We start from the raw sequence: 12,768 nt of genomic DNA on the forward strand, positions 1-12,768 counted from the left end.
TAACGGGCACAAAAAAAAAACGAAACATGATAACATGTCTCGTTTCGTTAAATCATTATTTTGCATATTCAATTGCTCTCGTCTCTCGAACAACTGTCACTTTAATATGACCTGGGTATTGAAGTTCATCTTCAATTTGTGATTTTATGTCTCTAGCTAAACGATGTGCTTTTAAATCATCTATAGAATTTGGCGATACGACAACGCGTATTTCTCGTCCAGCTTGAATTGCGAATGCTTTTTCAACACCATCATAACTTTCAGATAATTCTTCTAAGCGCTCTAAACGCTTGATGTAATTTTCAAGTGTTTCTTTACGTGCGCCTGGTCGTGCTGCTGATAACGCATCGGCTGCGGCTACAAGAATTGAAATAATCGTTGTTGGCTCAACATCTCCGTGGTGAGAATGGATGGCATTGATAACCGTTTCAGACTCTTTATATTTCTTAGCGAGTTCTACACCAATCTCCACGTGACTACCTTCAACTTCATGATCGATAGCTTTACCGATATCATGTAACAATCCTGCACGTTTAGCGAGCGTTACATCTTCACCAAGTTCAGCTGCAAGCATACCAGATAGATGTGCAACTTCAATAGAATGTTTAAGTACATTCTGACCGTAACTTGTACGGTATTGCATTCTACCGAGAATCTTAATAAGATCTGGATGCATGTTATGTACATTTAATTCAAATGTAGCTTGTTCACCAGCATCGCGAATAATCTCATCAACTTCTTTACGTGCTTTATCAACCATATCTTCAATTCTTCCTGGATGAATACGGCCATCAGAAACAAGATTAACTAAAGCTGTACGTGCAATTTCACGTCTTATAGGATCAAAACCTGATAAAATAACAGCTTCAGGCGTATCATCAATAATTAAATCAATGCCTGTTAATGTTTCTAATGTACGAATGTTACGACCTTCACGACCGATAATTCGACCTTTCATTTCATCATTAGGTAAGTTAACAACAGATACAGTAGACTCAGTCGTATGTTCAGCTGCAAGGCGCTGTACAGTTGTTGCTAAAATTTCTTTTGCAGTCTTATCAACTTTTTCTTTCGCTTCTTTTTCCTTTTCTTTAACAAGTATTGCAATATCATGTGACAGTTCTTCTTCCACACGAAGAAGTTGTTCGTTACGAGCTTCCTCTTGTGTGAGACCGGAGATGCGTTCTAGTTCTTGTTCGTGCTTCATTATTATTGTTTGAACACTTCGCTCATTTGCATCTACTTGTTGTTGTCTTTCTTCAATTTTAGATTCCTTTTGCTCTAAAATCTCGTCTTTTTTATCTAAAAGATCCGATTTTCGCTCCAAGTTTTCTTCCTTTTGAAGAAGTCGGGTTTCTTGTCTTTGAAGATCACCACGTCTCTCTCTAAGTTCGTTTTCAGCGTTTTCTCGTATTAATTGGTTTTCTTCTTTGGCTTCTATTAATTTTTCTTTTTTGAGATTAGCTGCTGATCTTTTTGCTTGTTCGATGATATCTTCAGCAGTTTGCCTTGCTTGTATTTGTTTGCTCTGCAATAAGTGATGGGCAATGAAATACCCTACAACAACTCCTAGAATTACTCCTAGCAAAATGAGTAAGAGGGTTAATAAATTCACACAAACACCTCCTTTTTCTAGGATTTGGTACTGTATATCAAATCTAATATGATTATATGAATTATATAAGAATCATACATATCAATTGTACGTTTAATGATAGAGTAGTGTCAAGGTTTCCCCTTACCTTTATCGTTTATGATTTTATAATTTTTATTTTATTTTTGGAAAAATTTCCCACCGATTTAAATATAGAAATTTTATCTAAATAACCAAGCCATTTTTTCGACTTTTCAATAAAAAAAGACATAGTTGGATTATTAAACGTCCAACCATGTCTTAATTGATTATAAGATAACTTATTCGTCAAATAACGTTGGTGATTCATTTTCTTCTGTTTCTTCAACATCACCGTCTTTAATTCCTAATGTTTCACGTAGTTTTTGATCGATTTCGTTCATAATTTCAGGATTTTCTTTTAAGTAGTTTTTAACATTTTCTTTACCTTGACCCATGCGGTCACCATTATAAGAATACCAAGCACCTGATTTATCGATAATATCGTTTTGAACACCTAAATCGATGATTTCGCCTTCTTTAGAGATACCTTTACCATACATAATATCAACTTCAGCAATTCTAAATGGTGGTGCAACTTTGTTCTTAACAACTTTAAGTTTCGTACGGTTACCTACGATATCTTGACCTTGTTTAAGTTGTTCGGCACGTCTAACTTCTAAACGAACTGAACTATAGAATTTAAGTGCACGGCCACCAGGCGTTGTTTCAGGATTACCAAACATAACGCCAACTTTTTCACGGATTTGGTTGATAAAGATAGCAGTCGTATTTGATTTTGAAATAGCACCAGAAAGTTTACGTAGCGCTTGAGACATTAAGCGGGCTTGTAAACCAACGTGCGCGTCGCCCATCTCACCTTCAATTTCTGCTTTAGGTGTTAAAGCAGCTACAGAGTCGACAACGACAATGTCAACGGCACCACTACGAACGAAAGCTTCAGCGATTTCTAAACCTTGCTCACCGTGGTCTGGTTGAGATAGGTATAAATTATTTATGTCTACACCTAATGCTTCAGCATAAACTGGGTCTAAAGCGTGTTCGGCATCGATAAATGCTGCAATACCGCCATTCTTCTGAACTTCAGCGATAGCATGTAATGCAACTGTTGTTTTACCTGAACTTTCAGGACCATATACCTCTATGATACGGCCTTTAGGATAACCGCCTACACCTAACGCGTTATCAAGCGTTACAGAACCACTTGATACACTAGAAACACGGCGACCTTTGTTGTCACCTAGTTTCATAACTGCACCTTTACCGAAAGATTTTTCCATATTCTTAATGACTGTATCTAAAGCCTTTTGACGTTCATTACTCAATTTGGAACCCCCTACTTGAATTCTCTTTTTTAGATTTACCCATACTATACAACCTATTTTTTAAAAATACAAGCATTTTGCGAATATCCGTTCGATATTTTAAGCGAAATATCGTCATATTTACGAACATGCGTTTTCAATTTCTAAGAAACTGAGCACTAAGTTGTACGGTTTAAATCTTTTAGTAAACGTATGAGTACATAATTTTGACTTCTGTCTCTTTTTAATGTGTAATTATGAGACATTTCAAATTGCATCGACTTAAAGTGATCGTTTTTAAGGATGCCAACGTATATTGTTTTACCCTCATTACAAATAGATATACCTATTTTGCTTTTAAATAAGGATTGAACGAGCTGCGCACTAAATTCTAATCGCGCTTCAACTGGCATGTTAGGATCTACGAAGGCCTCATTCTCAGGAAGATACCCTGTTAAAAGTTTCTGATCATTATAAGCTTGAAGTCGCGGATAAAGTGCGCCTTCAGACACTTCATCATAGATACTAATTGAGTCTTGTAGTTCATGCATAAAGGCTTCCTCAAGTAATACATCATCTGAACCGTAATAATACATACCGATACGACTTAAAATCTCATCTTTAACGGGTTGAATGTTAGCTTTGCATTGATCAATCGTTTCGTCTTTAGAAGTTAGACGAATCTTTACTTCATGTGCACCAGCTAAAGGTGCAATTGTAGGATTTGTTTGTGCATCAATTAAATCCATCAATTCTGTTTCAACTTGTGATTCTCCGATGCCACAGAATTTTAGCATTTCTGAATAGATGGTATTCTCATCGTTCGTAAAGTAAGGCATTAACTCATGCTTAACCATGGGTTTTAGTTCACGAGGAGGTCCAGGTAATAAAGCGACGATCTTACTGTCCTTTTCAAGATACATACCTGGTGCCATGCCAACTTCATTCTTAAGTACTTTAGAACCTTTAATAACGAGTGCTTGTTGTTTATTATTAGGTGTCATCGTTTTATTTTGTTCTTTAAAGTAGTTTTCAATATATGTCATGGCTTCTTGGTCCATCTCTAAAGTTGTATTAAATAAAGAAGCTACAGTTTGTTTCGTTAAATCATCTTTCGTAGGTCCTAAACCACCTGTTAAGATAACGGCATCATGATATTTGAGTGCTTCTGACATCACACGTTCTAAACGTTTAGGATTATCACCTACAACGATATGTTGTAAGACATCATGTCCCACTTCATTAAATCTTTGAGATAAATACGTACCGTTCGTATTTGTAATTTGACCAAGTAAGAGTTCTGAACCTACAGCGATGATACATATTTTCATATGTGGATCCTCCTTAAATATAGAAAAAGCCTGAGACGTGTATAAGCATTTTATATGCTTGTTTCAATTCACAATCGTTAAAACGTGAGAATTGAGGATGCGTCCCAGACTTATCGAATCATTGATTATTATATGTTATTTTTTACTATTTTGTAAGAATACTGCTCGACCTTTATAAAAGTATTCAATACCTGAAAGAATCGTAAAGAATACGCCGATATAAAGTAAAATTTGACCTAAATAAATTCCGAATGGATCGCCAAATAATAATAAGATAATTGCTACCATCGTTACGGCAGTTTTAATTTTTCCTAATTGACCTGCAGCACTTACATAACCTTGTTCTATTTGTAATAAACGTAGTCCTGTTACAGCAAATTCACGCGCAATTATAATGATTGCTACTACTGAATTTGTGATATCAAGTTGCACAAGTACGATTAAAGCACTTGATACAAGTAATTTATCTGCTAATGGATCTAAGAATTTACCCATGTTTGTAACAAGTTGCCACTTACGTGCAAGGTAACCATCTACCCAGTCACTGACAGATGCTAATACAAAGATAATACCACTTATAATTAGCTCTATTCTTACATTATTTCCACCTAAAATTGAGATTGAACCAAACCCAAAATTATTGAGTGCAAATATAATAAATACTGGAATCAAAATAACACGAAATAATGTAATTTGATTAGGTATATTCATTTTCAAGCCTCTTTTCTAAAATCATTCTTGCTCTATTATACATGAATTTTTTTAAAATACGAGTGCCATTATAACCCAAATTACAGCCGTAATGATGACAAAGTTTGAAACGAGTGCGCTGAGCTGGTAAATATCTTTATTATTTTTACGATATGTAGGAACTGTTTTATCGTTTGAAAATTTCTCAAGTGCTTTTTCGGCAGAGTACTTTGTACGCGGTAACTCATCACGATGTTGTTCGATTAATCGATTACCATCTATGTTAACTGCGCTCGCATACTTATGAATAAATCCTTTAACATATTTAGAAGAAGCAACACTTTTAAAGTCATTGTTTTCAATACTTCTCAAAGTATCGCCTTGAATGCCTGTTTTGTCTGCAATTTCATGTAACGTCATACCCAAATTTTCACGTTTAGATTTTAAAATTTGACCTAACTCTGCCACTTACATTCACTCCTAATTTGAAAAGAAACCGAATCCGTCTCCGAAATCTCCCATGTCATTACTAAAATCAAGGTTATTCTTTTGTTTCACAGTTTGTTTTTTCATATGTTCATATTGAATTTCTTGGTCATGATTTTCTCGTAATTCAATAATATAATCAAAGTCATCCATCTCATATTCACTACTTTGAACAAATAAATCTGGATGCTCAACAACTTTAACCACTGGCATCGTCATAACTTCACGTACAAGGTCTTGGTGTTTTTGATTGCTTTCACGTGCAGTAACGGCGCCATCAATGATATAAACATGGTCATCACCATATTCACCTTTAATGAGTGAGCTTCTTACCGTTTGTTTAATCAACGTTGAACTAATAAACAACCATCTCTTGTGCGCACATACACTGCCTGCAACAATTGATTCAGTCTTACCTACACGCGGCATACCACGAATTCCGATAAGCTTGTGCCCTTCTTCTTTAAAGATTTCAGCTAAAAAGTCGACAAGTAAACCGAGGTCTTCACGTTCGAATTTATATGTCTTTTTATCTTCTTTATCTTGTTTAATATAACGACCGTGTCGAACTGCTAAACGGTCACGAAGTTCAGGATCTCTTAACTTCGTTAATGAAATGTCATCAATCTCTTGAATAATAGATTCAAAGCGATTAATTTTTTCATAACTATCAGACTTAATTAATAATGCACGTTTACCTTGATCAAGACCATTAATTGTAACAATGTTAATGCCTAACATACCAAGTAAACTTGAAATATCCCCCAACAAACCTGCTCTGTTCATTTTAATATCATATTCTAAGTACCATTCTTTCTTTGTAACTGCTGTCATGATATGACACCCCTTAATCACAATTCAGTAAGCGTTTTATTACTTTATATCATAACACTTAGTTATAAAGACATTCAAAGCTTTTCTGAATTGTCGCTTAAGTTTTATACATACCAACCGCCGTTTATACGATGAACCGTTCCCGTGATACTTTGAGACATTGGATCAAGTAAATACATACAAGCATGTGCAACTTCTGAAGGCGCTATCAGACGTTGCTGCGGAATTTCTTCAAGAATAGCTTCTAAGTCAGATTGGTCGAAGTCATCAGTCATGCGTCCACGTACGATACCTGGCGCTAGCGCATTTACCGTTACTGAAGTTAACGCTACCTCTTTGGCGAGGGCTTTTACAAAAGCAAGCTGGGCACCTTTCATAGTAGAATAAATGGTTTCGAAGCTCGCACCCGTTTCGCCCCATATTGATGAAACGACGACAATGCGGCCCTGGTCACTTTGTCTTAACTGATCAATAAAGTGTCGAGACAATCCGATAAGATGCTTAACATTTAAGTTATAGCAAGCATCAATTGTTACATCGTTCATATCTTGTAGCTGACCATAAAGACTTTGACCGCTAACATAAATCAGCGCGTCTAGGTTTTGAATAAAGTCAAAAGCGTTAATATCAATTTCAGTCTGCGATAAATCAGCTTGCACAAATGTCACTGGTTGATGCTTGAATTCATTCTCAAGGTCATTTAACTGAGCGTGATGGTAGTGCAATATAACCTCATAATCCTTTTCCAAGAGTGCATGAACGATAGCCTTGCCGATGCTACCTGAACCACCTAATACGAGTGCTTTCATGATTGCTTGTTTTCTAATCGACTATCTACCATGTTGTCTAAATCTAAGAATTCTCGAGATGTCTGATTAACGCTTTCTATCGTAATTTCTTCCATGATATCGAGCAGTTCAAATAAGCTGATACCTTCAAAGTAGAATTTCGTGTATTGGTTCGCGATGTATTCCGGCGCGTTGAGGCCTGAGATAAATTCACCGATGAATTGTTTCTTTAACAGTCTAAACGCAATTTCATCTTTAATTTGACCTTGTTGTTGCTTTAATTCGTCAGTAATTAATGTTTTAAAACGGTCTGGTTCATGTGTAGCACTTGTCACAATTGAAAAGCCATATGTGCGTTCCAGAACAAATTGATAACCGAATGTTTCATCGATAAGATCTTGATTTAAGAGATTTTGATAAAATTCTGTTTCTTCGCCGAAAATCATCTCAAAGAACAATGTCATTTCAAGGTCGTGTTTCACAAGTTCACGATCTTCAATTTCTTTAATCGGGTTTTTAAAACCTAGCATTAAACGTGGTGATTGAATAGACATCTCTTCCGTAACATACTTCTGTTTAACTTCATACGGCTCGTCAATATGAAATCTTTCAATCGTTGGTTGATTTATTTTATCACGCTTATCCTCATGTTGGCGTACGACTTTACTAATGTGATCAGGGTCTACATCGCCAACGACAAATAAGACCATATTAGATGGGTGATAGAATGTTTCATAACATAAGTATAAATCGTCTTTCGTAATGTCATAAATACTATCAACTGTTCCAGCTATATCTACTCGAATCGGATGATTATGGAACATTGAACGCAGTGTATTAAACATTAGTTTGTAAGCGGGTTGTTCTTGATACATTTTTATTTCTTCTGCGATAATACCCTTTTCTTTATCTACCGTTTCTTTCGTAAAATAAGGACTTTCTACCATTTTAAGTAAACGTAAGATATTGTCTTCAACGTTCGAAGTTGCGCTAAATAAATAACTTGTACGGTCAAAACTTGTAAACGCATTGACTTGAGCATTATCTTCAGCGAATTCTGTAAATAAGTCGCCGTCTTCTTTTTCAAATAATTTATGTTCTAAGAAGTGTGCAACACCATCTGGGACTTTAACAAATTCGTTGGATTGATGCGGTTTAAACGTATTATCAAGCGATCCAAATTTAGTTGTATACGTGACAAATGTCTTTTGAAATCCTGGTTTAGGAATGACAAATAATTTTAAACCGTTCTGCATTTCAGTTTCATATACGGTCTCATCTATACGTTCAAAGTACGTTTTATTCATTTACATCTTCCTCCTTCGTTAAGATGTAAATCGTATCAAGTTCAGCTTGGTCACAAAGGTTTTGAACATCTGCTCTTGAGACTTTCTTGATGTTCTGTATGAACATTTCGTCAGTCATTGGTACATCTAATAAGAGTTGATTATGCATAATTTCAATCATGTTCTTAGGACGGTCTTTTGATTCAAGACGATGTGATTGGATAATTTTCTTAGCTAAATTTAATTGATTGTCGCTGAATTCGCCATTTTTTATCTTAGTGAATTCCTCTATAATCGTGTCCTTTGCTTGCTCATACTTATCTTTTGAAACGCCGCTCAATACAAATAGAAAACCGTTTTTAGCATCGATTTGCGAATGAATCGAGTAAGCAAGGCTTTGCTTTTCACGAACTTCATTAAATAAAACAGACGATGGATCGCCACCGAACATCATATTAAATACGACGAGTGCGAAATACGCATCTTTACCGAATTCCGTATTAAATTTAAAGCCCATGTTTAATTTGGCTTGATCTACGTCAGCATATTCGACAATCGTGTTCGTTTCATCATTATTATGTATCGCTGAAATTTGAGAAGGTTTATATGTAAATGGCTTAATTGCGAATTGTTGCTTTATTTGTTCTTCTGCTGCAGCTTTATTTACATTACCAACCACATATACTGAACAGAAATCATTTTCAATCATGGATTGATACGTTTCGTATAAAGAAGCAGGTGTTACTTTCTCAAGTTCCGTTAAATCACCCGTAGCAAGAAAGCGATAAGGATGGTCGTTGAACATATGTTTAAGTAGGTTTAAGTATGCAAGCTGAGATTTGTTATCGTTCATCGCTTTTAATTTCTTACGTAACAATGACTTTTCTTGTTGTAAGAATTGTGTGTTGAACGCGCCATTTTCTACTAAAGGATTCCAAATGATTTCATTAAGTAATTCGAGTCCCTTTTCGAAAAGTGGTGTGTCATCAGTTAGATAACGTTCATTAACAATTTCTAAGCTAATCGTGATAACGTGCTTGTCTTTAAACTTAGATACGTAACTATGTATGTATGCGCCATAAAGGTCAGATAAGTGACGATTAAATGCTTTATCGTCTGGCCATTTTTGTGTTGCTCTTACTAAAATCTTACTGAGTAAGGATCGATGTGTCATCGTTTTAACATCGAGTGGCGCCATAAATTTAAATGTAACAATCGTTGTTTTAAATTTATCTGTCGGTGTCACTTCAGTGTGAATGAGTGGCTCATCTTTCATTAGATTGTCCAATATATTACCTCACTTTCATTAAAATCGTTACATCTATTATAAACGTTTTCGAATTGTTTGAAACTTAACTAAGCTACTTTTTAAATAATTAAGTGAATATAAAATAGGTTTGTCATTCGAATCATAATGTATTTGCTTGAGTAACATTAATGCATCATGCGGATTCGCATTTAATGCTTCTGAAATATAAGGTTCATAACTAATTGATTCTATTTCAGTGCGTGCGTATGTGATATTACAGTCTGATGAAAGCTCAATGGCTTTTAAAATAGAACGCTCATGAGATTGATATTCTTGAGCCGAAAGGATAGCTGTCGGCACTTTATCAAGACAATAAACGACAGGCTCATCGTTTGCAGTACGAATGCGTTCAATTACGGTAATATCTGCCTCAGGTTCGATATTTAAGACATCACAATCGTGTGACGACGCAACTTCTTCATCTAAACTTAAGAAATGCGTACCTGAGCGATACCCTTTTTCTTCAATCATTTGGTTGATACTAACGAGTTCATGTAAAGGGTAGAAAAAAGGTCTTATCGTTTTAACATATGCACCTTCACCAAAGTTTTGCGTGATAATTTGCTCTGTAACGAGTTCGTGAATGGCTTCATTTACTTCACCCGTTTTGACATCAAGCAATCTTGAAAGATCGTAAGCGCCTGGTAAAGATTCCCCAGGCTGAATACGTTCTTCCTTGATTTCATTAATAATCCATTCTTTGACTTTATTGATTGATACATTTGTTGACATGATTACACCTCTTCTTCACTTAAATCTACAAGAACTTGTCTTGGTTTACTTCCCTTTTGTGGACCGATGATGTTATTGCGTTCTAAATCGTCCATTAATCTTGAAGCACGATTATACCCTATTCTAAACTGACGCTGTAATAATGACGTACTCGCTTTTTGCTTTTCAACGACAAACATATAAGCATCTGGATAGATTGGATCTTCACTTTCCATCTCAGATTTATCAACTGGCGCGTCAGGTTCCATTTCCTTAACATAGTTCGCCTTTTGTTGTTCTACTACATAATTCACTACTGTCTGAACTTCTTCATCGCTTAAGAAGGCACCTTGAACTCGGGTTCTAATTGAACCACCATTAGCGACAAATAACATATCACCTTTACCTAATAGCTTTTCAGCACCCGAACTATCGATAATCGTTCGAGAGTCAGTTTGGGAACTCACCGCAAAAGCAATTCGTGATGGAATATTATTTTTAATGAGCCCTGTTATAACGTCTACAGAAGGTCTTTGTGTCGCAATGATAAGGTGAATGCCGGCTGCACGGGCCATTTGCGTAATACGTGTGATAGCACCTTCTACATCTTTACCTGCAACCATCATTAAGTCTGCTAGCTCATCGACTATAACCACGATATACGGTAGTTTAGCTTGCTTTTCGTCCATATCTTGATTACTTTTCTCGATGTATTGATTATAACCTTCGATATTACGCGTTCCAGTGTGTTGGAATAAATCATAACGACGTTCCATTTCACCTACAATTTTATCTAGTGCCTGAGAAGCCTTTTGAGGATTTGTCACAACAGGCGTTAAGAGGTGTGGAATACCGTTATAAACGTTTAACTCAACCATCTTAGGATCAATCATCATGAGTTTAACTTCGTGTGGTTTTGCGTTAAGCAAGATACTTGTAATAATACCGTTAATACAGACTGACTTACCACTACCAGTAGAACCTGCTACGAGTAAGTGTGGCATTTTGTTTAATTCAGCTGTAATAGGATCACCTGAAATATCACGACCTAGCGCAACTTCAAGTTTGTTTTTGGCAGGGAATTTTTCATCGAGCACTTCTTTAAGTGATACTAATGCAATATGGTCGTTCGGTACTTCAATACCAACAGCTGACTTACCCGGTATTGGAGCTTCGATACGCACATCTTTCGCTGCTAGTGCTAAGGCGATATCACTATGAAGATTGACGATTTTACTCACTTTAACACCTTGTGCCGGTTGAATCTCATATTGTGTTACAGCTGGACCGATTTTAATTTGAGTGACATTTGCGTTTACACCAAAATTCTTGAGCGTATTTTCAAGTAAACGCCCCTTCTTTTGAACTTCAGCTTTAGATGTTGATTTCTGCTTTTTAGGTTCATTTAATAATGTTAATGGTGGAATGGTATACGCATGGTTCTCAGCTTCACCAGCTTCTGAAATTGAACCTTCACTTTCACCTACTTCACCTGATGATGATAGTTGTGACGCTTCTTGCTGCGCAGGTTCTCTTTTAGGTGTAGACGTAGGCTTAGGCGTTTCCTTAGTAGGTGCCTGTGGTTCAGGTTGCTGTACATCGTCTTCATCTTGATGACCATATATTGGAATTGAACTTGAACCTGTTGGGTGGTCCTCCATCGTAGGCGTCACGTCTTCGAAATTCGAAACATCTTTAGGTTTCTTTGATCGTCTGCGATTCACAGGTTTATCTTCTTTGTTAGCACGACGGTTCGCACGTTTATCCTTATAAGATGAAACAGAGCGATTGAGTCGTGACTGAGTACGCTCAAAGGCGCTTTTCGAGACGTCACGGTGCTTTTTCTGTTGAAGCAAAATGATGCTCGATATTAATAATAGCGACATCAATAGGAAAAGCCCTACAATAGAAATCAATGGAATAAAAAGTTCAAACATATAATATCCAAATAAGCCACCGCCAAAATTTGAAAATCTCGTTATATCATATGTATGGAAAACGTGTGATAATACAGGCTCTCTTCTCGCCTTTTCCCCAGAAGTAAATAAATAAACAAATTGTGCAATAAGTAAAAGTGCAGGAAGTAAAAGAATTGATCCAAGCATACGTCTCGATTTAGGTAGTTTACCGTTAAATGCTAAAAATCCAGTAGCTAGTAATAAGAGTATATATACATAATAGCGACCCATACCAAATAAATAATTGAAAAAACTATCTATTGCGATGCCAATAATTCCTAACTGAAAGATACCTAAGATGAGGACAATTACTGCTATGATCGCTAATAAAAAACGCAATGTGTGGTCGTTTTGTTTTTTCGTTGTACGTTTCTTACCTTTTTTCTTTGTTGTTTGACGCTTCGATGTGGTACGTTTTTTACCTTGTGGCAAGATATG

General features: G+C 36.1%; 11 protein-coding genes. All 11 read right to left on the bottom strand.

Annotated features, from left to right (window positions below; translation table 11 throughout):
- Positions 1-55: 55 nt before the first annotated feature.
- The 11 genes from rny to ACF3N8_RS09305 all read right to left on the bottom strand — a co-directional run bounded on the left by rny (position 56) and on the right by ACF3N8_RS09305 (position 12,762).
- On the bottom strand, positions 56-1,615 hold the full coding sequence (gene rny / locus ACF3N8_RS09255; protein WP_392449850.1) for a ribonuclease Y: 1,560 nt from the start codon (positions 1,613-1,615) through the stop codon (positions 56-58).
- A 299-nt stretch (positions 1,616-1,914) separates the two neighbouring features.
- The gene (gene recA / locus ACF3N8_RS09260; RefSeq protein ID WP_009381780.1) at positions 1,915-2,958 is read right to left on the bottom strand and encodes a recombinase RecA; all 1,044 of its coding nucleotides are present in this window, start codon (positions 2,956-2,958) and stop codon (positions 1,915-1,917) included.
- Positions 2,959-3,116: 158 nt separating this feature from the next.
- Positions 3,117-4,268, bottom strand: a complete 1,152-nt coding sequence (locus tag ACF3N8_RS09265; RefSeq protein ID WP_009381779.1) for a CinA family nicotinamide mononucleotide deamidase-related protein — start codon at positions 4,266-4,268, stop codon at positions 3,117-3,119.
- Between the two features lie 135 nt (positions 4,269-4,403).
- The gene (pgsA, locus tag ACF3N8_RS09270; RefSeq protein ID WP_009381774.1) at positions 4,404-4,979 is read right to left on the bottom strand and encodes a CDP-diacylglycerol--glycerol-3-phosphate 3-phosphatidyltransferase; all 576 of its coding nucleotides are present in this window, start codon (positions 4,977-4,979) and stop codon (positions 4,404-4,406) included.
- Between the two features lie 51 nt (positions 4,980-5,030).
- A complete protein-coding gene (locus tag ACF3N8_RS09275) occupies positions 5,031-5,426 on the bottom strand; it encodes a helix-turn-helix domain-containing protein (RefSeq protein ID WP_238101797.1) in 396 nt (131 codons plus the stop codon).
- Positions 5,427-5,438: 12 nt separating this feature from the next.
- A complete protein-coding gene (locus ACF3N8_RS09280) occupies positions 5,439-6,278 on the bottom strand; it encodes a DUF3388 domain-containing protein (protein WP_009381771.1) in 840 nt (279 codons plus the stop codon).
- 104 nt (positions 6,279-6,382) lie between these two features.
- On the bottom strand, positions 6,383-7,087 hold the full coding sequence (gene ymfI, locus ACF3N8_RS09285) for an elongation factor P 5-aminopentanone reductase (protein WP_009381769.1): 705 nt from the start codon (positions 7,085-7,087) through the stop codon (positions 6,383-6,385).
- The gene (yfmH, locus tag ACF3N8_RS09290; protein WP_238101796.1) at positions 7,084-8,373 is read right to left on the bottom strand and encodes an EF-P 5-aminopentanol modification-associated protein YfmH; all 1,290 of its coding nucleotides are present in this window, start codon (positions 8,371-8,373) and stop codon (positions 7,084-7,086) included. The genes ymfI and yfmH overlap by 4 nt, the downstream gene beginning before the upstream one ends.
- Positions 8,366-9,628 (bottom strand): EF-P 5-aminopentanol modification-associated protein YfmF, encoded by a 1,263-nt coding sequence (gene yfmF / locus ACF3N8_RS09295; protein WP_037556751.1) that lies wholly within the window; start codon positions 9,626-9,628, stop codon positions 8,366-8,368. The genes yfmH and yfmF overlap by 8 nt, the downstream gene beginning before the upstream one ends.
- A gap of 48 nt (positions 9,629-9,676) precedes the next feature.
- On the bottom strand, positions 9,677-10,393 hold the full coding sequence (locus ACF3N8_RS09300; RefSeq protein ID WP_009381766.1) for a GntR family transcriptional regulator: 717 nt from the start codon (positions 10,391-10,393) through the stop codon (positions 9,677-9,679).
- Between the two features lie 2 nt (positions 10,394-10,395).
- On the bottom strand, positions 10,396-12,762 hold the full coding sequence (locus ACF3N8_RS09305; RefSeq protein ID WP_238100707.1) for a DNA translocase FtsK: 2,367 nt from the start codon (positions 12,760-12,762) through the stop codon (positions 10,396-10,398).
- Between the last annotated feature and the right edge of the window lie 6 nt (positions 12,763-12,768).

This window comes from Staphylococcus massiliensis, assembly GCF_043186315.1.
In the GTDB taxonomy this organism is placed as follows: Bacteria; Bacillota; Bacilli; order Staphylococcales; family Staphylococcaceae; genus Staphylococcus; species Staphylococcus massiliensis.